Origin of the sequence: Paraburkholderia sp. BCC1886 (genome assembly GCF_900996245.1) — a bacterium.
Lineage (GTDB): Bacteria > Pseudomonadota > Gammaproteobacteria > Burkholderiales > Burkholderiaceae > Paraburkholderia.
Genome location: NZ_CAAJGK010000037.1, coordinates 161,240 through 187,065, shown reverse-complemented (window position 1 = coordinate 187,065; position 25,826 = coordinate 161,240). Strand labels below are relative to the sequence as shown.

The window sequence follows — 25,826 nt, the reverse complement described above, 5'->3', positions numbered from 1 at the left end:
GCCCGCGTCGTTCATGGCCAGAAGCCCTCTCATGCCGCGCTATAGCCGCCGTCGACCGGCAGCACCACGCCGCTGATATAGCCGGCATCGCTCGACGACAGAAACGCCGCCGCCTTGGCGATATCGGCCGGCTTGCCCCATTTTTTCGCGGGCACGCGATTCATGATCGCGACGCTGCGCTGCGGATCGGCGAACGCGGTGGCCGACATGCGCGTCTCGATCCAGCCCGGCGCAATCGCGTTCACGCGAATGCCGTCGTCTGCAAACCCGACTGCGAGCGAGCGCGTCAACGACACGATCGCGCCTTTGCTCGCGGAATAACCGGGGTTGCGCCCCGAGCCGAAATAACTCCACATCGAAGCGAAGTTGACGATGTTGCCGCCCGTCGCCGCCAGCGCGCCGCGAAACAGCAGACACGCGAGCTGGGTGCCGTTCAGATTCACGTCCACGACCTTGCGAAAACCCTCGATGGTCAATTCGCGCCCTTCGTGCAGGATGATTCCGGCCGCGTTGGCCAGCACGTCGACACGCGGTTCGCGCTCCGCCACCGCACGCATCGCGGCTTCGTCGGTGATATCCATGCGCACAAATTCGATGCCGGAGCCGTCGAGTTCCGGCTCGGTGTCGAGCCCGAGCGCGATCACGCGATAGCCGCGCGCACGCAGTTCGAGTCCGGTGGCGAGGCCGAGGCCGGTGCCACCGCCCGTGATGACCGCTACTTTCGTGCTGTTGTCGTTTGTCATGGCAGATCCGTCAGTGGAGGTCTTCGGTCAGGTGTGTCAGGTGTTCGAGCCGCGTCATCGCAGCCACGAAATCCGCCGCGGTGAGCGGACGCTCGAAATGCTTCAGATGCGGTGAAGCCATCGTGCCGTCCGCAATCACGCGGATCGTCTCTGCCGACGCATCGGGCGCGTTCAGGCCACGCAGGTTCACCGCGAGGCCGACCGCGCGATAGAACGCGAACTGCTCGGCCATGAACGCGTCGCTACGGTTTTCGAGCAGGAACTGCACGAGCAATCCATAGCCGACATGAAAGCCGTGCAAGGTCTGCGTGATCGGCGCAATCAGCGGCAAGCCGCGGGTGATGGAATGGGCAAGCGAAAGCCCGCTATTTTCGAAGGCGATCCCGCTGAGCAGCACGAGCGCCTCGGTCAGCCGTTCGAACGCGGCGCTCGGCCGCCCCGTGTCGAGCGCGCCGAGCGCGGCGACCGAATCCGCGCGAATCACACGATCGCAGGCGACGGAAATCTGCTCGGCGGCAATCGTGTTCAATCCGCCGAACAGATTGCGCCCGCCCGCCAGCCGCGTCTGCGCGCCTTCATAGAGCTTGCACAGCGCGTCGCCGATACCCGACACCAGCAGCGCGCGCGGCGCCTTCACCAGCAGTTCGGTATCGACGAGCACGACGTCGGGGTTGCGCGGCATCTGCTCGACCGATTCCATCCGGTGCTGGTCGTCGTAGAACACGAACGACTTGCTGCACGGGCCGTCATTGGACGCGGAGGTCGGCAGCACCAGCAACCTGGCGCCGAGTTCGCGAGCGACCGCCTTGCCGGTATCCACGCCCTTGCCGCCGCCGGCCGCGATCACGAGATCGACGTGACGGCCGTCGGCACGCGCTTCGTCGACGAGAACGCGCACCGCGCGACGCGTGACGTCGCCGCGCACTTCGCCCCAGCGCAGTGGCAGGTCATGTTCCGCGCAACTGCGGCTTGCAACGGGAAACAGCAAGCCGTGGACGATCGCGTCGCAAATCAATAGCGGCTCGCGCCCGAGGCTCGCGGCCAGTTCGCCCGTCATCGCCAGCGCGCCGGGTCCCTGAAAATAGCGATGCGCCGAGCCGAACGCCCGTACGTTGGCTGCGGCGTTCATGCCTGCTCCAGCCATGCGTTCACCCGCGCGTGAATCTTCTGTTGCGTGAGGCCATAGCGGTCCAGCAGGAACTGATGCGAACCGCACTCGGTGAATTTGTCGGGGATGCCGATCTTCAGCACTTTGCGTTGCAATCCGGCGTCCTGCAACGCGTCGATGACGAGCGAGGCCAATCCGCCCATCGACACATGGTTCTCGCACACCACGAGCCGCCGCACCGACATCGCGAAGTCGAGCAGACCGTCGACGTCGAACGGCTTGATGCTCGGACTATGGAATATCGACGACTGCACGCCGTCGGCTTGCAGCGCGCGCGACGCGTCGATGACGCGCTCGGTCATCGAGCCGGTCGACACGAAGCCGACGTCTTCCCCTGCGCCGATCCGGTGACCGCGGCCCACCTGGAAGCGATACGTGGCCGGATCGAACACCACGGGCACGTTCGCGCGCAGCAGCCGGCAATACACGGTGCCGGGAATTTCCGCGGCCATTTCGGCGATCTGCTGCATTTCGGTCGCGTCGCACGGGTCGAGCACCGTCATGTTCGGAATCGAGCGCATCAACGCGAGGTCTTCGTTGGCCTGGTGCGTGCCGCCGTAGCCCGACGCGAGGCCCGGGTTCCCCGCGAACATCTTCACGTTCTCGTTGCTGTGCGCGCACGCGATCGCCAGGAAGTCATACGCGCGCCGCGTCGCAAAAGTGCCGTACGTCGTGCAGTACGCAATCTTGCCGACCTTGGACAACCCCGCGGCGGTCGTCACGAGCGACTGCTCCGCCATGCCGACATTGAAGAAGCGCTCGGGATACCGTGAGCGGAAGTCGGCGATATCGGTGTACTTGGCGAGGTCCGCGGTCAGCACGCACAAGCCGGCGTGAACCTCCGCAGCTCTCAGCAAGCCTTGCGAGAACGGTGCAAAAAGCGAGGCCCGTCCCACCACTTCTTCCGATTCGATCATCGCCAGCGTGCGGGAAGGCTGCACGGGCAGCGTGGCTTGTTCAGACATTTTCGATCTCCAGTTCGCGAGCCACGTCGTCCCATTCGTCCGCATCGATCCGCACGAAATGCGCGCGCTCGCGTGCCTCGATGCGCTTCACCCCACGCCCCGGATGCGTGCGCAGAATCACGCCCTTCGGCTTGCCGTTGCGCGCGCGCGCCCATTCGAACGCGTCGAGCAATTGCGCGAGGTCGTTGCCGTCGATCTCTTTCACCGCCCAGCCGAATGCGGTAAGGCGATCGGCCAGCGGTTCGATCGGCACGACCATCGGACCATCGGCCTGAATGCCGTTGCAGTCGAACCAGCACACCAGGTTGTCGAGCTGGAACGCGGCAGCCGTGTTGATCGATTCCCACGTCGCGCCTTCCTGCAGTTCGCCGTCCGACGTCTCGACGTGAATCGTCGACTCGCGAGCGTCGATGCGATAGCCGAGCGCCGCGCCGTTCGCAATGCCCAGACCATGTCCGAGTGAGCCGCCCGTCATCTCGACGCCAGGCAAGCGACCTTCCATCGTGCTCATTTCGAGCGGGCTTTCGTCCGCGCCGTAGGTGGGCAGCAACTCGCGTTCGATCAGGCCGAGTTCGGCGAACACGGCCCACAACGCGATCGAATAATGTCCAGTGGAAAGATAGAAGCGGCGGCGATCCGCGTTCGCAAAGTCGAGGTCGTGCGGCTCGAATTCGTCGAAGTACAGCACGGCGAGAAAGTCCGCGAAGCCCAGGCCCTGGCCCAGATAACCGGCGCCTTTGCCGCGCGCCTGAGTAATCATGTGGCGCCGTAAATTCAGTGCGATGGCGCGCAGCCGTTCGATCCGCCGGTCAGCCGCCCTGGCTTCGGACACCGCCGTTTCCGTTGATGTTGCAGTGCTCATGACGTCCGTCTCTCCTTTACATGCCGAGGTAGGTGGCGCGTAGATGCGCGTTCGCGAGCAGGTCGGCGCCGCTCCCGGACATTGAAATGCGGCCGTTTTCCAGCACGTAGCCGCGATCGGCCATCTGCAGAACCTTGAACACGTTCTGCTCGATTACCAGCACCGTCACGCCCAGATCGCGAATCCGTGCGATCGATTCGAATAGCCGGTCGACCATGATCGGCGCGAGTCCCAGCGACGGTTCGTCGAGCGCGAGCACGCGCGGCTTCGCCATCAACGCGCGGCCCACGGCGACCATCTGTTGCTGGCCGCCCGACAGCGTCGACGCATTCAGATGCTGGCGCTCTTCCAGGATCGGAAACAGCGCGAACACTTCTTTCAGCGTCTGGTCGCGAACGGCTCGCGCGCGCTTGATATGCGCGCCGATCAGCAGATTCTCGAGAATCGACATGGACGGGAACAACTGCTTGCCCTCGGGCGATTGCACGAAGCCCTGCTCGACGACCTGGTGCGGCCGCAAGCTCTGCAACTCGTTGCCGCCGAGCCGGATGCGGCCGGCGGTGGTTTTCAGCAGACCGGAAAGGGTGCGCAGCAAGGTGGTCTTGCCGGCGCCGTTCGCGCCGATCAGCGCGACCAGCTGACCGGGTTCGATCGACAGCGACAGGCCGCGCAGCACGGAGACATCGCCGTAACCGACGCTCAGGTCGGACACTTCAAGCGCCGGCTTCGACATAGTCTTCTCCGAAATACGCCTTGAGTACGTTCGGCTGCGCCACGACTTCGGCGGGCACGCCGTCGGCGATCAACTCGCCGAGATGCATCACGATCACGCGATCGGACAGGCCCATGATCACTTTCATCACGTGCTCGATGATCAGCACCGTGACGCCGCGCGTACGTACCTTCCTGATCAGATCGACCATCACCATCGCTTCCTGCGGCGTCGCGCCCGCCACCACTTCATCCATCAGCAGCAGACTCGGGCCGGTCGACAACGCGCGGCCGAGTTCGATCTTGCGGCGCTCGAAGGCGGTCAGGTTGTCGGCGTCGATATCGCGCAGCGCGCTCATGCCGAGGAAGTCGAGCAGTTCATCGGCGAGCGCCTCGCTCTGCTTTCTGTCACGGCTCTTCACGAGCGCGCCCACCACGAGGTTTTCCCGTGCCGACATGCCGCCGAACGGCTTGGACAACTGGAAGGTCCGCGCAAGCCCGGCCGCGCAGACTTCCCACGGACGCTGTCCGGTGATGTCGCGGCCGTTCAGCACGATGCGCCCCTGGTCCGGCGCGACGAAGCCCGCGATCATGTTGAACGCCGTGGTTTTGCCCGCGCCGTTCGGTCCGAGCAGCCCGAGAATTTCGCCGCGCTGCAGGTCGAACGAGAGATTTCTGACGGCATGCAGGCCGCCATAGCGTTTGCCGATACCGGCCACGCTCAGCAAGGTGTCGGTCATCGCGTGTCTCCCCGGTCGGCTTGCACGGCGAGCGGCACTTGCGGCTTGCCGCGTCCCGCTTCGGCCACCCGCGCCGGCGACGCGCGTCGCAACAGTTTCCTGCCCAATCGTTGCAACGGTTCGAGCAAACCCTTCGGCAGATACAGCACCGCGAGAATCAGCACGAGGCCGTAGAGCGCGAGATGCAATCCGGTGAGGTGACCGCCCAGGTAAGTGCGCGTCAGCTCGGACACCGGCGCGAGAAACAGCGCGCCCACGAACGGCCCGAACACGGTCCCCTGTCCGCCGATAATGCTCATCAACGCCATGTCGATCGACAGTTCCGTGCCCATGTTGCGTTCGGGATTGATGAAGCGGATGTACTGCGCGTAGAAACTGCCGCCGAGCGCGGTCATGTAAGCGCTCATCGCGAATGCGGTGAGCGTGTAGCGGGTCGGATTGATGCCGAGCGACTCCGCTGCGTCGCGGTCGCCGCGAATCGCCTTGAGGCACACGCCGAGACGGCTGCGCTCCATGAACCATGTGATCGCCATCACGATCACCAGCAGGCCGGCGATGATGTAGTAATACGGCAGCTTCGAATCGAACTGGAACGCGTACCAGCTGGTGCCGATCAACGGAACGGTCAAGCCCTCGGCGCCCTTGATCGGAATGCCGAACACGCTGTCGGTATTCTCAAACCAGATGCGGATGATCTCGGCCACGGCGATGGTGGTCAGCGCAAAATACGGCCCACGCAGCCGCATGGTCGGGTAGCCGATTGCGACGGCCAGCGCCGCCGCGGCCGCGCCGCCCACCAGCATGCCGAGCCACGGCGACCAGCCGAGTCCCGTCAGCAGCAGCACCGAGCAATAGCCGCCCACGCCGCTGAACACCGAATGTCCGAACGAAATCTGCCCCACATACCCGCACATCAGGTTCCACGAGCAGGCGAGATAGGCGAAGTAGATGACCATGATCATCGAATGCAGCACGTAGTCGTCGCGCACGATGAAGGGCATCGCGAGCATCAGGACGAACAGCACGGCAACCAGAACAGCCGAAGGTTTCATTGCACGCCTCCGTTGCGGTTATCAAGCGGTTGTGCAAGCCAAAGCACCGGCATGAGCACGGACATGAGCATGAGCATCGACATCAGCGCCGCCCCATCAGACCTTGCGGCCGGACCAGCAGGATCACGATGAAGAGCCCCAGCGAGAAGATCGCGGCGGTCGGCGTCGCGACGAATTGCGCGGCGACCGCTTCGAACAGGCCGATCACCACGCCGCCGACCAGCGATCCGGCAATGCTGCCGATGCCGCCCAGCACCACCACGATGAACGACTTGATGCCGAACGCGAGGCCGATATTCGGCGACACCGGAATGAACGGCGCGATCAGGCAGCCCATCACGCCGACCATCGCGCAGCCCAGCCCGAAGGTCAGGTTGTAGATGCCGTTCACGTCGATGCCGGACATCGCAGCGGCGTCGCGATTGAGCGCCGTTGCGCGAATCGCGCGGCCCATGTCGGTGCGCCGCAGCCACAAGGCCAGCGCACCCGCCATCGCCAGCGACGCGAACGCGGCCACCACCCGCAGCGTGTTGATCGGGAACGGGCCGAGCATCAGGCTCGTCAGCGTGATGCCCGACATTGCCGTGCGCACGCTCGGGCCGAACACCATCAGCGCGACGTTGTCGATCAGGATGTAGACGCCCGCGGTCAGCAGCAACGCGCTGACCGGTTCGACCACCAGCGCCCGTTCACGCCGGATCAGCGGCCCGATGACGATGGCCTGCACGCCATAGCCGAGCGCGAACATCAGCGGCGCGGCGATGAAAGCGCTCAGATACGGATCGATGCCCCATAAGTGCTGCAGCCAGAACGCCGTGTACATCGCCAGCATCAGGAACGAGCCGTGCGCGAAGTTGACGATGCGCAACACGCCGAAGATCAGGCTCAACCCCAGCGCGATCCCGCCCAGCATCGCGCCCGTCAGAATGCCGTTGAGCGCGGAATACGTCAGTACGTACCAGTCCATCGTCCACCTCGCGTGTGAAGAACCGCTACCCGGCTAGCGCTGCGACCAGGTCGGCACGGGCCAGACCGGCTTGATGCCCGGTGCGCGGTTGGCCACCGGCCAGATGGTGCGGCGCTTGCCGCCAAGGTTTTCCGAAATCACGCCATGCGCGAAGGTGTTCTGGCCGGACGCATCGAACTTGATGCGCTGGTAGCCGGTGAAGAGCGCCGGTCCCGACGTGATGTCGGTGGCCGCGAGCGCATCGCGCAGCTTCTCCCGATCGGCGCTCTTTGCACGCTCGAGTGCGTCGGCGATCACGTAGGCGGCGGACAGACCCTGCGCCGTGTACGCGCTCATGCCGTAGCCGAGCATCTGCTTGGTGCGCTGATCGGCTTCGGCCAGACGCGGGTCCTTGTTGTTGTCGAGAATGTCGATCTGCCAGTCTTCCTGTACGAAGTAATAGGCGACCGACTTCGGCTGCACCGCGGCATAGAACGACGGATCTTCCGTGCCGCCGCCCGCCGAATGCACACCGAACGGCAGGTCGAGCCGCTGCTCTTCCAACTGCCGCGTGAACAGCAACTGGTCGGGCGTGTAGAGCGCGAGAATCAGCGCGTCGGGTTTGGCGCTGCGGATTTTCAGCAACTGCGACGTGAAGTCCATCTGGTTCGGCGGCGCCGGTTCGTCGAGCACGATCTCGATGCCGTGCTGCCCGGCGAGCTTGCGAATGTTCGCGGCGTGCGAACGGCCCCAGTCGCCGCCTTCGTAGAACAGGGCGACCTTCTTTACCGGCTTGCCGGTGTCCTTCGCCAGCATGCTCATCGCGTCGAGCTGCTCGCGCGCGTCGTAGGTGGCCTTGTTGTTGATGCGGAAGACGTACTTGAAATTGCGCTCGGTGATCTCGTCCTTCACCGCGCCCACTGCCACCCACGGCGTCTTGTTGCGCTCGGCGACTTCGCTCGCGGGGAAGGTGACTGCGCTGTTGAATGCGCCGCATAGCACCGCGACGTGTTCGCGCTCGATCAGCCGCTCGGTTTCGGAAACGCCGACATCGGCCTTCGACTGCGAGTCGCCGAACACGGCTTCGAGCTTCGCGCCGTTCATCGACTTGATGCCGCCGGCGCGATTGATCTGATCCACGGCAATGGTGACGCCCGCGCGGGTCTGGTTGCCGACCGCCGCGGACCCGCCGCTCAGAGGCAGCACGCAACCGATCTTGATGGTCGCACCCGGTGCAGCCTGTGCTTGCGCGAGGCCGGCCGCCGTTCCCAACATCATGACGAGACTGCAACCGGCTAACGCGCGCAGCGCGCGCCGGCGATGAACGTGAAGATCCATGCTTGTCTCCAATATCTGTCTTGTTGTTTGTCGGCGGCGTTTTCGATCTCGGCCGCTGCGGACAGATATTGGATTGCGATGCTTACGATGCAAAACACAAGCGAAAAAAAGCTCACGATGTGAACTCAGTGCTGTCCCCATTCGGGTTCGGGAGTACGGGGAGGCCCGACGGGAAACCCGGCGGGGAACCCGTCGGGCCTCCCGGCGTCGTGCGACGACTTCGCGAGCGGTGGCGTCTGAAGAATGGGGCTATGCGCGGTGGACTATCTATTCGGCCGCTTCGGTTTGCGCCTGCTCGAGGTCGGCATGCGCGTCGTCCACCTTGCGCTGCCGATCCGCGATCTTCTTCGAGCCCTTGCCCTGGGCTCGCGCTTCACGCAAATCCTTTTCGCGTTCCGCCAGCTTCTTCTGCGCGTCGGCGACCTTGCGCTCTTTTGCGCTGCGCAAAGAGGCATCGGTGCAATTCGCGTTCAATTGAGCAAGCGCCGTCTCCAGTCCACTCACGCGATTCGCATTGTGATGCGCCTGTGCGTAGGTAATCTCCTGCTCCAGCGAGGCGCGTTTGGCATCGCACCCACCTGCCTGCGCCCAAACGAGCGTCGGCACGACCAGCGGGCACAGCAGCAGAAGTTTGAGCGTGGTTTTCATCGATCACCTCGGTGGATGGCAGGAGACAGGCGGCAGGCGCCGCCGCGTTTATCGGAACTGCTGCAAGGACGGATCGGTAATCGCCTGTTCGGGCAGATTCAGCAGGCCGGGCAACGAACTCAACGGCGGCAGGCCGCTCAGGTCGGCCCAGCGTCCGCCGCTCGCCCGATAGATGATAGTCGGCGTGCCGTCGAAGCCGAAGTCCTTGAACATCTTCGCGTTGCCGTTCAGCCGGGTCTGCGTTGCAAATGGAATCGTCGCGAGCGGCGCAATGCCGCCGGACTCTTCCTTCTCCGAGAACTTTGTTTCGAGTTCGCGCAACAGCGCGGGACCGTCTTTAGCCTGCAGCAACGCGGCGGCCTTACCCGGCGAATCCGGTTTCAGGAAACCCATCGGAATCCAGTGCACCTGCAAGCCCACCGCTTCATACGGCTGCAGCGCTTTCCACGCGTAGTGACAGAAGATGCAATTCGGGTCCATGAACACGTAGATCGTCGCTTTGACGTTGCTGCCCTTGGCGCCTTCGACGATCGCCGGCGCGTTCTGGAACGTGGGGACCGCCGTGGCGGGCAGATAACTGGGCGCGGGCTGATCCGCCGCGACGGCAACACCGGACAACGCAACGGCGGCTGCGGCGAATACCGTGGCCGCGGCGGTAAAAACGAGTCTTGCAGGCTTCGACATGAACCGCTCCCATTCGGACGAGAAAAGACGGCAAGCACTGTACCACCGCGACTTTACGGCAGCATCGCAGGTGCGCAGTTGCGCAGGCGCTGTTCGAAGGCAACATGGTAGGCAAATGCTTAAGTTGTCTTATCATGACGCACCGTTCCCGTTCGCCCGTTATTCAAAGGATTGCGCCCGTCCGCACCATGGCAGCCAAGACGCACTTCCAGAACTTGCCCATCGCCGTCGATCCCGAGCCACGTCTGCGGATCGCGCATCAGCATTTCGACGTCGCGGCGCTGGACACCCATCTGCAACTGCTGGCCTGGCGCGAGCGCATGGGACAGGTCATCGACGTGGTGCCGTCGCTTGCGGAAGTGCTGCTGCCGTTTCGCGGCTCGATCGACCGCTACGACGTCGGCGAATTCATGTTTGCGGATTGCTTCACCGACCGGCTGACGCTCGACCGGACCATCACGCGCATCTCGCGGGACAGCGCGCGCAGCCTCGTCTTCCACGTGTTCATCGACTCGGTGCCGCATAACCTGCTTGCCCGGCCGGCGAAAACGGACAGCACGCCGCTCGACGGCGGCATTCTCGCGGTCGATCTCGATCAGCCGGTGCGCGTGTTGCGCGAGGCCTGCCGCCACATGACGATCTTCCTGCCGGGTCTCGCGGTGCGCGACGTATTCGCCGATCCCGGTGCCTTGCATGGCCGCGTGCTGTCGCCGCTTCTGCCGGTGGTGGATTACGTGGTCCGGCGCACCGTCGCGTTGTCGGCGCGTATCCGCTTCATCGCGCCCGACGAGGCGTATCGCGACCTGCGTGAAATCGTGCAGCTGATTACCGAGGCGTTCGGCGAACAGGCCGGGTTGAAAGGCGGCGAACGCGCGCTGGCGCGAGCGATGGCCTTTGACCGCGCGCGCAGCTTCGTGCGCGCGAATCTCGCCGACAGCGATCTGTCGCCCGAGTCCGTGGTCGATTCGCTCGGGCTGTCGCGGCCGACGCTATATCGGCTATTCCAGCATGAAGGCGGACTGGGCACCTATATCCGCCACGTGCGGCTGCGCACGGCGGCCCACGACCTCGTCCACTTCCCCCACGTCCCCGTTCAGGACATCGGTTTCGCGCTGGGTTTCAAGAGCGCATCCGACTTCTCGCGCGCGTTCCGGCGCGCCTTCGGCGTCGCCCCGCAAGACCTGCGCATGCAGGCTTGAATCGCCGCTCGAGCCCTTACCTTTCCTTACTGAAAGTTTTTTTAAGCAAATCGTTACATTCGGTATCAAGACTGCGGCGCGCCTGCCGTTAAAGGGTATGCCCAGCGCTCTACCAGATGACGGCATCGCCCGGCGGCTTCGATCCCCGAGTTATGCCTTTTGCGTTTGAGTAGCAAGCTGGTTTGATTTCGCGCTCCGAGTTGTGCCGCCCCGCCTTGTCCGATCGATCGGTATGTAAGCCACTCGTCCGGCAGCCCTGAGAGAGGTTGCCGGTTCAAGGACCATTCCGCTTCAATCGATGACTGCTCCGATCCCTCACGACATTCTTGCCGTTCCTGCCGGCGATACCCCGGCCGCGCCCGCCGCTCCGACCCAACTGGTGTCGACCAGCGGATCCGCCAAACCGCCGTTCCCCCTCCCCGCTGCCGAGCCGACCCAGGATGCCGGCCATGGCGCACGCTTCGACTTCAACAGCGGCTGCCGTGTCGTGCTTCCCGAAGGGGAATGGCACGTCGTGCTGCGCGACGTCGAAACCGACAACGTCCTGTTCGAGACGGATATCGGCGCGGGCATGGTGGCGAGCGGCAAGAAGTATTTCGTCCCGTTCGAACTCGAGATCCAGAAGCGCGGCAAGGACGCCGAGCCGGCCTTCATTCACCGCTACGACGCGAAGGATCGCGAGGTGCTGATCCAGTTCCCGGTCGGCACGCTCGGCGATCTGATGGGCTGGTTTCCGTACGCGGTGAAGTTCCAGCGCAAGCACGGCTGCAAGCTGACCTGCGCGATGTCGGCGCTGATCGCGCCGCTCTTTAGCCGCGCGTATCCGGAGATCGAGTTCGTCACGCACGAGCAGGTCGACCCGAAGCGCTACTACGCGACCTACAACATTGGCCTGTTCTTCGACGACGAAGCCCGCGTGCATCAACCATGCGATTTCCGTCAGGTCGGACTGCACCGCACGGCCGGCCACATCCTCGGGGTGGATCCGGAAGAGATGGTGCCGGAGATCACGCTGGCGGACGACAGCCGTCCGATCGAAGAGCGCTACGTGTGCATCGCCGTGCAGAGTTCGACCCAGTGCAAGTACTGGAATCATCCGACCGGCTGGCGCGAGATCGTCACGTTCCTGAAGGAAGCGGGCTACCGCGTGATCTGCATCGACCAGAAGGCGACGCACGGTTCGGGGCTCGTCTGGAACCACATCCCGCACGGCGCCGAAGACCAGACCGGCGACAAGCCGCTCGAAGAGCGCGCGCGCTGGCTGCGTCATGCCGATTTCTTCGTCGGTCTGTCGAGCGGCCTCGCGTGGCTCGCGTGGGCTTGCCGCACGCCGGTCGTCATGATCAGCGGCTTCACGCAGGAGAACAACGAATTCGCGACGCCGTTCCGCGTGATCAATTACCACGCGTGCACGGGCTGCTGGAACGACCAGCGGGTTCGTTTCGATCACCAGGACTTCTTCTGGTGTCCGCGCCACAAGGACACGCCGCGTCAGTTCGAATGCACGCGGCTCATCACGCCCGAGCAGGTCAGGCGCACCTTGCGGCGCATCCCGGGGTTCGGAGTCGGGTCAGGTGGAGAGGCCGTACCCGCCGCCGTTCAGGCTGCCAGTTCGACGCTGTAAAGAGTTCGTTGCACGCTTTAGACGAGTAGAGACCAGATCCCATCGCGCACGACGCGAGGGACACCAATAAAAGATCACTAGAAATAATGAAACCAATTACCTTTCGCCGTAAATTCTGCCAGCACGTCTTCGGCAATCGCAGACGCACCGTGTCGCGCCTGCTGTCCGGTATGTTTTCGATGTTCGGTCTGTTCGTCGCATTCGCGCCCGCGGCGCATGCCGTCCCGGCGCCGGTTTTTACCACTAACGTGACGAGCGGTATCACGGTCTCCGGCGAGACCGTCGAAGCCGGCACGCAGAACGTGTCGGCGGGCGGCGTGACGTCGGCCGTGACGGTCGACCAGGGCGGCATTCAGGTCGTCTCTTCCAGCGGCGTCGCCTCGGGCTCGCAGATCGGCCTGTATGGCACGCAGATGGTCAGCTCGGGCGGCAGGACCGTTAGCTCCGTGGTCGACTCCGGCGGCAGCCAGATCGTGTCGGCCGGCGGCGTAGCCTCGAGCACCGCCGTGAATAGCGGCGGCAACCAGACGGTCAGCTCGGGCGGCATCGCGCGCAGCACCAGCGTCAATCTCGACGGCGCGCAGGTCGTCTCGTCCGGCGGCATCGCGTCGGGCACGATCGTCAACAGCGGCGGCCTCCAGACCGTCGCCCTCGGCAGCGTGGTGTCCAACACCACCGTCGGCAGCGGCGGCACGCAGACCCTCAATGGCTCGGCGTACAACACGTCCGTCACCGGCGGCACGCAGAACGTCTCGTCGGGCGGATTGGCCTACCTCGCCACGGTCAACAGCGGTGGCGTCCAGAATGTCGATTCGACCGGCGTCGTGGAATACACCACCGTCGCCAACGGCACGCAGAACGTCGCCGGCTCGGGCACCTCGGCGCTGTACAACACGCTGACCAGCGGCGGCGTCCAGAATGTCTCGTCGGGCGCCTCGGCCCAACTCACCTTCGTCAGTAGCGGAAGCACCCAGAACGTCGGCTCGGGCGCACTTGCGACGTCCACGACCGTCTACAGGGGCGGCGTTCAGGACGTCGCGTCGGGCGGCGTGGCAAGCGCCGTCACCGTCGCCGCGGGCGGCACGGACGTGCTGGAAGCCGGTGCAACGGCCACCGGCGTCACGCTCGTAGCCGGTGCGATGATCTCGGCCACCACCTCCGGCATCATCACCGGCACCAATGCCAACGCCACCACGTTCAGCATCAGCGGCAATGCCGCGTCGCGCGTGCTGCTGACGAGCGGCAGCGAACTCAGCGTGCTGAGCGGCGGCACCGCGAGCGGCACCGTGGCGAGCGGGGGCGGCACCGAGAACGTGCAGAGCGGCGGCACCACCAGCAACACCGTGGCGAGCGCAGGCGGCATCCAGAACGTGCAAAGCGGCGGCGTCGCCAGCAACACGGTGGCGGCCGGCGGCACGCAGAACGTCGCCGCAGGCGGCAGCGCCCTTGGCGCGAACATCACGAGCGGCGGTGTGCAGAACGTCGCCGGCACCGTTACCGGCACGACCGTATCGGCCAGCACGCAGAACGTGTCCGGCACGGGCGTCGCCAGCGGCACGACCCTCACCTCCGGCAGTACCCAGAACGTGACCTCGGGCGCCATGGTGTCGGGCACGACCCTGACGTCGGGCAGCACCCAGAACGTGGATAACGGTTACGCGCTCAGCTCGACGCTAACGTCGGGCAGCACGCTCAACGTGTCGAATGCAGGCGTCACCTCCAGCACCGTCCTCAACTCGGGCAGCACCGAGAACGTGCTGAGCAACGCCGGGGCTTCCACGACGACGGTCAACTCGGGCAGCACGCTCAATGTCCTGTCGGGCGGTAACGCGGACGTCGTCAGCGTCAATAACTCGGGCAACGCGATCGTCGCCGGATCGGCTGCCGCCGTCACGGTCAACAGCGGCGGCTCGCTCACTGTCAGTGCGGGCGGCTCGCTGTCGAATGCGGTGCTGTCCGGCACGATCGTCTACTTCGCGCAGGAAACCAACAGCGGTACGGAACTGCACACCTCGGTCGGCAACTACTCGACCGACACGGTGGTATCGGGCGGCGTCGCGACCAGCTCCGTCGTGTCCGGTTATTACGCGGAACAGATGGTCTACGGCGGCGCGCAGACCAATAACGCGACGGTCGTGAGCAACGGCGGGATCTACCTGCAGTCCGGCGCCAGCGCGGATTCGACGACCATCGATGCGAATGGCACGCTGAGCGTCGCGGCGGGCGCGACGGCCACCAACGTCATCCAGAACGCGAGCGGCGGCCTCGTGGCCAACACTTCGTCGACGGTCGACGGCAACAACACGCGTAGCGACGGCACCGCATTCACGATCGCCAACGGCGTCATCTCGCACGGGCAATCGGTCGACACGGGTCACCTCACGGTGCTCGCCGGCGGCAGCGGCATCGACAACGTCTACTCGGCGGGCGGCATTTTCGAAGTCGACGCGGGCGGTGTCGCCGATTCCCTGGTACAAGGCGCCAGCGGCCAGATCATCACCAACACGTCGGCGACCATCACCAACGCGACGAACACGTCGGGCGCGTTCACCGTGCAGAACAACGTCGCGTCGAACCTGGTGCTCGATGGCGGCAGCGCGAAGCTCGAAGTATTCAGCGGCGGCCTGGCGAGTAACACGGTGGTCAGTGCCGGCACGCTGCAGGTGGATGCAGGCGGCACGGCCGATCTGGTCGCGATGAGCGCGAATGCCGCGCTCATCACCAATACTTCGGCGCTCATCACCAATGCGACGAACCGCCTCGGCAGCTTCACGGTCAGCGGCAACTTCGCGTCGAACGTGGTCGCGGAAAACGGCGGCGCGCTCACCGTGCTGGACGGCGGCTCGGCGACGTCGACCACGGTCGGCACTTATGGCAGCGCCACGGTCAGCAGCGGCGGCATCGCGACCTCGGTGACGGTAGCCAATTCGGGCGGTCTCGAAGTGGATGCGGGCGGCGTCGCGGATACCGTCGCCATCTCGTCGGGCGGCGCGCTCGTCACCAACACGTCGGCCACCATCACCAACGCGACGAACCGCCTCGGCAGCTTCACGGTGAGCGGCAATGTCGCGTCGAACGTGGTCGCGGAAGACGGCGGCCAACTGACGGTGCTGACCGGCGGCACCGCCAGCGCGACCACCGTCGGCAGCGCCGGCACCATCACCGTGTCGGGCGGCCTTGCGCAGGACGTGACGATCGGCACGTACGGCACCGGCGTGGTCCGCGGCGGCACGCTCAACAACGTCAGCGTCGGCAGCGATGCGCAGCTCTATGCCTACGGCGGCGTGACCAGCGGCGCGGTCATCGGCGCGTCGGGCTTCCTGATGGTGTCCGGCACGGCCTCCGTGCAGGACACGCAACTGAAAAGCGGTGCAGAAGAATACGTGCTCGGCGGCACGACCACCGGCACGGTCATTTCGGCCGGCGCGGTGGACTACGTCGAAGGCGGCGTCACGAGCGGCGCGACGCTGGCAGGCGGCACCCAGGTCGTCTACGACGGCGTCACCAGCGACACGCAATTCAACAGCGGCTCGCTGACCGTGAACGGCGGCACGGCCGTCGGCACGGTCGCGGCATCCGGCACCACGGTCAACCTGATCACCGGCACGACCGTCGGCACGCTGCTGTCGGGCGGCGCGACGGAAACCGTCACGAGCGGGATGGCTAGCGGCACCGTCGTGAGCAGCGGCGCCAGCCAGACCATCGGCCAGTACGGCGCCGAATCGGGCTCGCAGATCCAGAACGGCGGCACGGTCACGGTCAACGGCCAAAGCACCGGCTCGGTCGTTTCGAGCGGCGGCACGCTGACGGTCGCCAACTCCGGCGCGCTGGCCACCTCGGCCACGCTGCTCGCGGGCGGTTCGATGACGGTGCAGAACAGCGCGACGGTCGATTCGACCCAAGTGGACGGCGGCACGCTGTCCGTGCTGACCGGCACGACGGCGAGCAACACCGATGTAAGCAACGGCGGCAGCCTGCTGCTGTCGGGCGGCGTCGGCTACGGCACGACGGTGTCGAGCGGCGGGACGGAAACGGTGTCGGCCGGCGGCTACGCCAGCGGTACGACGGTCGAGGACGGCGGCAACCAGTTGATCAGCGCAGGCGGCCTCGCCAGCGCGACGACGGTGTCGGGCGGCACGCAAACGGTGACGAGCGGCGGTGTCGCGGCCGGCACGCAAGTCCAGTCCGGCGCGCAGATCGTCGCCTCGGGCGCGGTGGCGACCGGCGCGACCATCGACGGCGGCGAACAGCAGGTGCTGTCCGGTGGACGCGCTTCCGGCACGGTGGTCAATGCCAGCGGTTCGGAACAGGTATCGTCGGGAGGCTACGCGTCGGGCACCACGGTCGCCTCGGGCGGCAACCTGACGATCGTCGCGGGCGGCTCGGCGCTCGGCGTCACGCAGCAGAGCGGCGCGGCACTGTACGCCGATACCGGCGCGCTGGTGTCGGGCACCAACCCGGACGGATCCTTCCGCATCAGCGGCAACGTCGCGTCGAACGTGGATGTGGAGAACTCCGGGGTGCTCACCGTGTTGTCCGGCGGCACGTCCATCAACACCCACGTGGGCAGTTCGAGCGCGGAGGTGGTGAACTCCGGCGGCGTGACCAGCGGCGCGACGGTGGACGCCTTCGCGGAACAGTACGTCTCGGCCGGCGGCACGACGGTATACGCCGACATCGCCGGTTATCAGGACGTCGACGGCACCGCGTCCGGCACCACGGTGCTGGCGGGCGGCAATCAGAACGTGCATAGCGGCGGCGTCGCCTCCGGCACGACCGTCGAAGCCAACGGCGCGATGACGCTCGGCGACGGCGCGAGCGGCACCGACGCCATTCTCGCCGGCGGTACGCAGGTGGTGCAGTCGGGCGGCACGGCAACGGGCACCACGATTTATAGCGGCGAGCAGGACGTCGAAGGGTCGGCGAGCGGCACGCTGGTGAGCGGCGGGACGCAAAACGTCAGTTCGGGCGGCAGCGCGGGCGGCACGCAGGTCTTCGCGGGCGGTACGCAGAACGTCACGGGCGGCACGGCCACCACCACCACGGTCTCTTCCGGCGGCGTGCAGGCCGTCACCGGCAACGGTATCGCGACCGGGACGACGGTTGCGACCGGCGGTTCGGCCAGCGTCGGTTCGGGCGGTACGATGAACGCGGCCACGGTAGCGGGCGGCACGCTCGAAGTGGCCGACGGCGGCGTTGCCTCGGCCACCACGGTGCAAAGCGGCGGCACGCAGCAGATCGACAACGGCGGGCTCGCCAGCGCGAGCACCGTGAACAGCGGCGGTCAGACCGTCGTGCTGGCAGGCGGCAGCGCGGCGGCGACCACGGTGGCCGCCGGTGGCGCGCTGTCGGTGCAGGGCGGCGCAACGGCCACCGACGTTAATCAGATGTCGGGCGCGGCACTCGTCGCGAATACCGACGCGACGGTCAGCGGCACCAACGCGAACGGCAGCTTCTCGGTGGCGAACAATTCGGCCACCAACGTGCTGGTCGAAAACGGCGGCGCCTTCACCGTCGAAGCGAACGGCACGGCCAGCAACACGCACGTCGGCTCCGCGGGTCTCGAAGACGTGGCATCGGGCGGCGTCGCCACGGGCACGATCGTGTCCTCCGGCGGCTCGCAACTGCTCGACGCGGGCGGTTCGAGCACGGCCACCACGGTCCTCGCAGGCGGTGTGCAAACCGTCGCCGCGGGCGGCGTGGCGAGCGGCTCGCTGTTGTCGGGCGGCAATCAGATCGTCGACGGCACGGCCGTCGATACCTCGGTCGTCTCCGGCAGCAAGCAGATCGTGTCCAGCGGCGGCACGGCGAGCAACACGAGCGTCGGCGCGAGCGGCATCCAGCAGGTGCTGTCGGGCGGCGTCGCGAGCGGCGGCACGGTCGCCACGGGCGGCGAGCAGGTGGTCACCGGCGGCAGCACGGTGAACACGGTCGTGACGGGCGGCGAACAGAAAGTCACTGCCGGCACGGCGAGCGGCACGGTGGTTTCCGCAGGAACGCAGGTGGTGGCCAACAGCGGCACGGCCATCGGTACGGACGTGAAGTCCGGCGGTATCCAGACCATCAACGCGGGTGGCACGGCAGCCGGCGGCGAAGTCGAAAGCGGCGGCACGCAGACCGTCAACGCGTCCGGCACGGCGTCGGACGGACTGATCGATGCGGGCGCGACGCAGGTCGTCTCCGGCAGCGCGGTGAACACCACCGTGTCGGGCACACAGACCGTCTACGGTACGGCCTCCGGTACCACCGTCGACGGCGCGAGCGCGCTGCAAACAGTCGCCTCGGGCGGCCTCGCGGCAGGCGGCAGCGTCGACGGCGGCGGCTCGCAGACCGTCGCGCTCGGCGGCACGGCAAACGGCACGACCATCGGCGCGTCGGGCACGCAGAACGTGTCGGGCACGGCGAACGACACGGTCGTCTCGGGCGGCACGCAGAACGTCGCGGCCGGCGGTCAGTCGATCGGTGCGAGCTTCACGGGCGGCGTCGAAAACGTCGCGGGCACGGCGTTCGGCACCTCGCTGACCTCGGCGACGCAAAACGTCCAGGTCGGCGGCACGGCGGTTTCCGCACAGGTCGGCGACGGCGCTTCACAACAGGTAGCCGGTTTGGCATTGGCCACCACCGTCACGTCGGGCGGCTCGCAGACCGTGACGGCAACCGGCGACGCGACCGGCACCAGCGTCGTCGCGGGCGGCCTCGAGACGGTTCAGTCGGGCGGTCACGCGACCTCGTCGACCGTATCGTCCGGCGGTCAGTTGACGCTGGCGGCAGGCGGCACGGTCGCCGGCCTCGATCAGCAGGCGGGCGCCACTCTGGTCGCCGATACGTCGGGCACGATCACCAGCGGCACCAACGCGTCGGGCGCGTTCTCGATCGTCGGCAACGTCGCTTCCGGCGTGCTGGTCGAGAACGGCGGCAGCTTCACGGTGCTGTCCGGCGGTCAATCGTTCGGCACGCAAGTAGGTAGCGCCGGGACGGAAATCGTCGCGGCAGGCGGTAGCGCCACCGGCGCGCAGGTCGACGGCGGCACGCAACGCGTGAGCGGCACGGCCACCGGCACCACCGTGCTGGGCAACGGTCAGCAGACGGTCGCGTCGGGCGGTATCGCCAACGGCACGTCCGTTAGCGCAGGCGGCGCGGTGACGGTTCAGGCGGGCGGCACGGCCAACGACGCGCAGATCGGCAGCGGCGGCGCATTGACCGTCGCCTCGGCAGGCCTCGCGAGCGGCAGCGTGTTGCAAGGCGGCGCGCAGACCATCGACGCGGGCGGTCAGGCAAGCGGCACGATCGTCGACGCGGGCGGTGTCGAAACCGTCGCCAACGGCGGTCTCGCCGTGGGCACGACGGTCTCGGGCAGCGGCCTGCAGAACGTCCAGTCGGGCGGCGTCGCCTCGGCCACGCAAGTACAGTCGGGCGGCACGCAGAACGTCGCGGCAGGCGGCAGCGCCGTGACGACGCAAGTGGGTAGCGGCGGCCTGCAGACCGTGCAGACCGGCGGTACCGCCATCGATACGACCGTCGCCAACGGCGGCGAGCAGGACGTCGCCTCGGGCGGCACGGCCACCGGCACCGTCGTCAGCGCGGGCGGTGTCCAGCGCGTGTCGGCGGGCGGCAGCGCGGGCGGCGTCTCGCTCGGCAGCGGCGGTAACCAGTACGTGTCGTCGGGCGGCAACGCGGACGGCGTCTCGATCGCCGACGGCGGCGTGCAAACCGTGCTCGCCGGCGGCAACGTCAGCGGCTCGCAGGTCTCGAGCGGCGGCCTGCAGGCCGTTTCGTCGGGCGGCGCATCGCTCGACGCGGTCGTGTCGGGCGGCGGTCAGCAGACGGTCACGGCCGGCGGTTCGGCCACCGGTTCGCTGATCCAGAGCGGCGGTTCGCTCACGGTGTCCAGCGGCGGGACGGCCAGCAACGTCGCCCTGACGAGCGGCGGCACCGCGACCATTACCGGCGCGGGCAGCGCGACCATTGCGCAGGCGTCGGGCGCCGCGCTCGTCACCGATACCTCGGCGACGGTGAGCGGCACGAACGCGAGCGGCACGTTCCAGGTGAGCGGCAATGTCGGCTCGAACGTGCTGGTCGAAGACGGCGGCGCGTTCAGCGTGCTGTCGGGCGGCAAGTCGGTCGCTACGCACGTCGGCTCGGGCGGCACGGAAACCGTGCTGGCCGGCGGCGTGGCGAGCGGTTCGCTGGTGTCGGGCGGCGAGCAGGTGCTCGACGGCGCGGCGGTCTCGGCGACCGTGATCGCGGGCGGTTTGCAAGTGGTGTCGAGCGGCGCGACGGCGACCAATACGAGCGTCGGCTCGGGTGGCTTGCAGCAGGTGCTGGGCGGCGTCGCCAGCGGCGGCATCGTGACGGCGAACGGCGAGCAGATCGTCGACGGCGGCAGCGCGGTGAATACGGTCATCGCAGGCGGCGAGCAGAAGATCGCGAGCGGCACGGCGACGGGCACCGTGGTGTCGGCGGGTACGCAATCGGTGGGTGGCACCGGCATGGCGGTCGATACCGACGTCAAGTCGGGCGGCTCGCAGACCATTTTCGCCGGCGGCACGGCGTCGGGCGGCGAGATCGAAAGCGGCGCGATCCAGGACGTGTCGACGGGCGGTGTCGCTTCCGGGACCACCATCGATGCAGGCGCGACCCAGGTCGTGTCCGGCACGGCGCTGAACACGCTCGTGTCCGGCACGCAGACCGTCTACGGTTCGGTGAGCGGCACCACGGTTGCAGGCGCGAACGCGTTGCAAACTGTCGCTTCGGGCGGCAGCGCGAGCGGCGGCAGTGTCGACGGCGGCGCGGCGCAAACCGTCGCGGCTGGCGGGTCGGCAACCGGCACCGCCATCGGCGCGACGGGCACGCAAAACGTGTCGGGCACGGCGATCGATGCAGTGGTCTCGGGCGGTACGCAGAACATCGCGCCGAATGGCGAATCGATCGGCGCAAGCCTCGTCGGCGGCGTGCAGAACGTTGCGGGCGAGGCCGACGGCACGACACTCACCTCGGCCACGCAGAACGTGCAGGCCGGCGGTATTGCCGGCACGACCACGGTCGGTGCAGGGGCCGTGCAGGCGGTGGCCTCGGCCGGCGTCGCGTCGGCCACGACCGTCGACGCGGGCGGCGTGCAAACGGTGCAGGCCGGCGGCAGCGCGAACGCGTCGACCCTCGAGGCCGGCGGCGAACTCAAGCTGGTTGCGGGCGGCACCGTGAATGGCGTCGACCAGCTGGCGGGCGGCAAGCTCGTGGCCGACACGTCGGGCACGATCACGAACGGCATCAACGCGGACGGCGCATTCTCGATCGTCGGCAACGTCGCGTCGGGCGTGCTGCTCGAGAACGGCGGCAGCTTCACCGTGCTGTCGGGCGGTCAGTCGTTCGGCACCCAGGTGGGCAGCGCGGGGACGGAAAAAGTGTCGGCCGGCGGCAGCGCCACCGGCACGCTCGTGAGCGGCGGCGAACAGCTCGTCAGCGGCACGGCAGTCGGCGCGACGGTCGTTGCAGGCGGCGAACAGAAGATCGCAGCGAGCGGCGTGGCCAGCGGCACCACGGTCAGCGAAGGCGGCACGGTCATCGTCGCGGGCCTCGCCAACGGCACGCAGGTCGGCTCGGGCGGCACGGTCTCGGTCACCTCCGGCGGCAAGGCGGCGGCGACGCAAGTCGCATCGGCGGGCTCGGTTTCGGTCGGTGCGAACGGCAAGGCCACCGGCACGGTCATTAACAGCGGCGGCACCTTGACCGTCGCATCGGCCGGCCTCGCGAGCGGCAGCGTGTTGCAAGGCGGATCGCAGACCATCGACGCGGGCGGCAAAGCCAGCGGCACGACGGTCAATGCAGGCGGCGTGGAAACCGTCGCGGCGGGCGGTCTCACCGTCGGCACGACGGTCGCGTCGGCCGGTCTGCAAACCGTGCAGTCGGGCGGCGTCGCATCGAGCACCCAGGTGCTGTCCGGCGGCACGCAGAACGTCGCGGCGGGCGGTAGCTCCATCTCGACGCTGGTGGCCGGCGGCGGCCTGCAGACGGTGCAAACCGGCGGCACCGCCATCGACACGACCGTCGACAACGGCGGCGAGCAGGACGTCGCGTCGGGCGGCATCGTGACCGGCACCGTCGTCAGCTCGGGCGGTATCCAGCGGGTGTCCTCGGGCGGTAGCGCAGGCTCCGTCACGGTCGGCAGCGGCGGCAATCAGTACGTCTCGTCGGGCGGTGCCGCGAACAGCGTCACGGTCTCCGGCGGCGGCACGCAGACGGTCACCGACGGGGGCACCGTCACCGGCACGCAGGTGACGAGCGGCGGCACGCAGGCCATTTCCTCGGGCGGCAGCTCGACGGACGCCACGGTGTCGAGCGGCGGCACGCAGACCGTCACGGCAGGCGGCACGGCGAGCGGCACCACCGTCAACAGCGGCGGTTCGCTGACGGTGTCGAGCGGCGGTACGGCCGGCGGCGTCACCTTGACGAGCGGCGGCACGGCCACCGTGACCGGCGCGGGCAGCGCGACGATCCAGCAGAGCGCGGGCGGCGCGCTCGTCACCGATACCTCGGCGACGGTGAGCGGCTCGAACGCGAGCGGCACCTTCCAGGTAAGCGGCAACGTGGGTTCGAACGTGCTGGTCGAGAACGGCGGCGTCTTCAACGTGCTGTCGGGCGGCAGCGCGCAAAGCACGCATGTCGGCTCGGGCGGCACCGAGAACGTGCTGGCAGGCGGCGTGGCGAGCGGTTCGCTGGTGTCGGGCGGCACGCAGACGGTTTCGTCGGGCGGCTCGGCCGTCGACGCGACGGTCGCCGACTCGGGCACCCAGCAGGTCGCGGCGGGCGGCAGCGCCACCGGTACCAGCGTGAGCGCGGGCGGCAGCCAGACCGTCGCGGGGACGGCGAGCAACACCACCGTCACGGGCACGAGCGGCACCCAGACGGTCACGTCGGGCGGCGTCGCGCAGAACACCACCGTCGCGGACGGCGGCACGCAGAACGTGAGTTCGGGCGGTGTCGCCAACTCGACGACCGTGGCGGCGAGCGGCACGCAAACCTTGACCGACGGCGGCGTGGCGAGCGGCACGACGATCAACGGCGGCACGCAGAACATCCTGGGCGGCGGCGTCGCGACCGACACCACCGTCAACGCGGGCGGTCTGCAGTATGTGGACGGCGTGATCGAAGGCTATGCGTACAACACCGTGGTCAACAGCGGCGGTGTGCAGCAGGTGGCGTTCGGCGGCGCGGCGGTCAATGCGGTCGTGAACAGCGGCGGTCTGCAGGAAGTTCAGGCGGACGGCGTCGCCACCAGCGCGACGCTGAACGGCGGCACGCAGGTGGTCAGTTCGGGCGGCACCGCCACCAGCACGACCGTCAACGCGGGCGGTTTGCAACAGGTGCTCTCGGGCAGCCTCGTGAGCAACACGCTGGTGAATAGCGGCGGCACGGTGACCGGCGACGGCGACGTGGCCGGCCTCGTGGTGACGAGCGGCGGTCTCGTGACGGATCTCGCCAGCGCGAGCCTCGGCATCGAGGACGACGGCGGCACCGTGCAGGTCGACACGCTGACGACGGCGAACGTGGCGGTGAACAGCGGCGGCACGCTGCTGGGCAGCGGCACGTTGACCGGCAACGCGACGGTCAACGCGGGCGGCACGCTCGCGGCGACCACGCCGGGTCAGACCTTGCACGTGAACGGCAACCTCGCGCTCAACGACGGCTCGACCTTCGTGGTCAGCGCGACCGCGGCGGGCCAGGCCGGCAGCGTAGCGGTGACGGGCGACGTGAGCATCGCGCAGAGCGGTGCCGACGGCGGCGCGAAGGTCAGCGTGATCGCCTCGCCGGACACGTGGAAGTCGGGCACGAAGTACACCATCCTCTCCTACACGGGCACGCTGACGGGCGCGTTCGCGGGCGTCTCGATGGATTACGCGTACCTCACGCCGACGTTGTCGTATGCGGCGCAGGAAGTCGACCTCACGTTGAACATCACGTCGCTGTTCTATCAGAGCGGCGCCTTCGCGGGCTTCGGTCTGGTCGGTCAGAACCAGAACCAGTTGCAGGTGGCGAGCGCGCTGAACCGCATCTATGCGGCCGGCGGCAACACGATCACCGACAGCCTGCTGCTCGAATCGAAGACCGGCGCGCAAACCGCGTTGAACGAGATGTCGGGTCAGGAAGCGACCGGTCTGCTGCGCGTCGCGCGGCAGAGCACGGAAGCATTCGGCAACGCAGTCGGCGATCGTCAGACCGCCACCGCGCTGGCGCGTCCGTCGGACGACGTGTGGGCGACCGTGCGTTACGGTCAGTCGCATACGGCGGGCAGCGAGTCGGTGGGCAGCACCGCGCTCGACGCACGCACCAGTTCGCTGACCATCGGCGTCGATCACGAAGTGGTTCGCGACGTGCGGGTCGGCGTGGCGGTCGATGCGGACTACAGCGACCTGAGCTTCGGCGAACCGGGTGCGAGCGGTCATGCGAACGGCTGGCAGGCGCTGGTGTACGGCGCATGGCAACCTGCCGCGCAACCGTTCTATGCACGGGCGACGGCGGGGATCGGCCGCTGGAGCAATTCGGTGAACCGTGCGATCGCCTTCGGCGACCTCGCGGGCTCGCCGCAAGGCAGCACCGAAACGCGCGCGGCGACGGCTTACGCGGAAGGCGGCCTGAACCTGCATCTGCGTGACGACATGACGTTGCAGCCGTATGTCGGCATGCGCGTGGGTCGCTATAGCCAGGACGGTTACGGCGAAGGCAACGGCAACGTGTTCGATCTCGTCTATCAGGGCAGCAGCCAGGCCGCGACGACGGGTGTGGCAGGCGTGCGGTATCTGTTCACGCAGAAGCGCGCCGACGGGGCGAGCAACACGTGGGAAATCGATGCGAACATGCAGCAGCGCATCGGCAGCCTCGGACAGTCGCTCAACGCCGCGTTCGCCAGCGCACCGGGTACGGTCTACCAGGTGTCGGGCACGCCGCTCGCCCGCACGGTCGCGCACGTGGCGACCGGCGGAAGCTGGGAGATCGGCCGTCACGCGTCGGTGTTCGCCCATGTTGCCGTCGATGCCGGCAAGCACGAGCAGGACTACAGCGGTGCGGTTGGCCTGAACTGGAAGTGGTAAAGCCTGTCGGGCCCTGCGGGGCCCGACGCTGGCGCCGCTGCTGTTGCGGCGGTCCCAACGA

General features: G+C 67.3%; 14 protein-coding genes. 3 read left to right on the top strand and 11 right to left on the bottom strand.

Annotated elements, in window-relative coordinates; genetic code table 11:
- Window positions 1–29 precede the first annotated feature (29 nt).
- From FQ746_RS07255 to FQ746_RS07205, 11 genes are all read right to left on the bottom strand, one after another.
- Window positions 30–743 (bottom strand): SDR family NAD(P)-dependent oxidoreductase, encoded by a 714-nt coding sequence (locus tag FQ746_RS07255; protein WP_144108259.1) that lies wholly within the window; start codon window positions 741–743, stop codon window positions 30–32.
- Between the two features lie 10 nt (window positions 744–753).
- Window positions 754–1,872, bottom strand: coding sequence for a glycerol dehydrogenase (locus tag FQ746_RS07250; protein ID WP_144108258.1), 1,119 nt, complete (start codon window positions 1,870–1,872; stop codon window positions 754–756).
- The gene (locus FQ746_RS07245; RefSeq protein WP_144108257.1) at window positions 1,869–2,876 is read right to left on the bottom strand and encodes a transketolase family protein; all 1,008 of its coding nucleotides are present in this window, start codon (window positions 2,874–2,876) and stop codon (window positions 1,869–1,871) included. The genes FQ746_RS07250 and FQ746_RS07245 overlap by 4 nt, the downstream gene beginning before the upstream one ends.
- Window positions 2,869–3,738, bottom strand: coding sequence for a transketolase (locus tag FQ746_RS07240; protein WP_144108256.1), 870 nt, complete (start codon window positions 3,736–3,738; stop codon window positions 2,869–2,871). The genes FQ746_RS07245 and FQ746_RS07240 overlap by 8 nt, the downstream gene beginning before the upstream one ends.
- Before the next feature lie 16 nt (window positions 3,739–3,754).
- Window positions 3,755–4,471 (bottom strand): ABC transporter ATP-binding protein, encoded by a 717-nt coding sequence (locus FQ746_RS07235; RefSeq protein ID WP_144108255.1) that lies wholly within the window; start codon window positions 4,469–4,471, stop codon window positions 3,755–3,757.
- A complete protein-coding gene (locus FQ746_RS07230; protein WP_144108254.1) occupies window positions 4,452–5,189 on the bottom strand; it encodes an ABC transporter ATP-binding protein in 738 nt (245 codons plus the stop codon). Before FQ746_RS07230 ends, FQ746_RS07235 begins: the two co-directional genes overlap by 20 nt.
- Entirely contained in the window at window positions 5,186–6,241 is a 1,056-nt protein-coding gene (locus FQ746_RS07225) for a branched-chain amino acid ABC transporter permease (RefSeq protein WP_144108253.1), read from the bottom strand. Before FQ746_RS07225 ends, FQ746_RS07230 begins: the two co-directional genes overlap by 4 nt.
- Window positions 6,242–6,323: 82 nt before the next feature.
- Window positions 6,324–7,208, bottom strand: a complete 885-nt coding sequence (locus FQ746_RS07220; protein WP_144108252.1) for a branched-chain amino acid ABC transporter permease — start codon at window positions 7,206–7,208, stop codon at window positions 6,324–6,326.
- Window positions 7,209–7,241: 33 nt separating this feature from the next.
- Entirely contained in the window at window positions 7,242–8,525 is a 1,284-nt protein-coding gene (locus FQ746_RS07215; RefSeq protein WP_144108251.1) for an ABC transporter substrate-binding protein, read from the bottom strand.
- Window positions 8,526–8,792: 267 nt separating this feature from the next.
- Window positions 8,793–9,173 carry a DUF1090 domain-containing protein gene (locus tag FQ746_RS07210; RefSeq protein ID WP_144108250.1) on the bottom strand — a complete coding sequence of 127 codons (381 nt, stop codon included), beginning with the start codon at window positions 9,171–9,173 and terminating at the stop codon, window positions 8,793–8,795.
- Between the two features lie 48 nt (window positions 9,174–9,221).
- On the bottom strand, window positions 9,222–9,857 hold the full coding sequence (locus tag FQ746_RS07205; RefSeq protein ID WP_144108249.1) for a thioredoxin fold domain-containing protein: 636 nt from the start codon (window positions 9,855–9,857) through the stop codon (window positions 9,222–9,224).
- Between the two features lie 188 nt (window positions 9,858–10,045).
- On the opposite strand from FQ746_RS07205, the gene FQ746_RS07200 reads away from it, so the two are divergent.
- From FQ746_RS07200 to FQ746_RS07190, 3 genes are all read left to right on the top strand, one after another.
- Window positions 10,046–11,056 carry an AraC family transcriptional regulator gene (locus tag FQ746_RS07200; protein WP_186310664.1) on the top strand — a complete coding sequence of 337 codons (1,011 nt, stop codon included), beginning with the start codon at window positions 10,046–10,048 and terminating at the stop codon, window positions 11,054–11,056.
- A gap of 298 nt (window positions 11,057–11,354) precedes the next feature.
- The gene (locus FQ746_RS07195) at window positions 11,355–12,680 is read left to right on the top strand and encodes an autotransporter strand-loop-strand O-heptosyltransferase (RefSeq protein WP_144108247.1); all 1,326 of its coding nucleotides are present in this window, start codon (window positions 11,355–11,357) and stop codon (window positions 12,678–12,680) included.
- A gap of 86 nt (window positions 12,681–12,766) precedes the next feature.
- Window positions 12,767–25,765 carry an AIDA repeat-containing protein gene (locus FQ746_RS07190; RefSeq protein WP_144108246.1) on the top strand — a complete coding sequence of 4,333 codons (12,999 nt, stop codon included), beginning with the start codon at window positions 12,767–12,769 and terminating at the stop codon, window positions 25,763–25,765.
- Window positions 25,766–25,826: the final 61 nt, after the last annotated feature.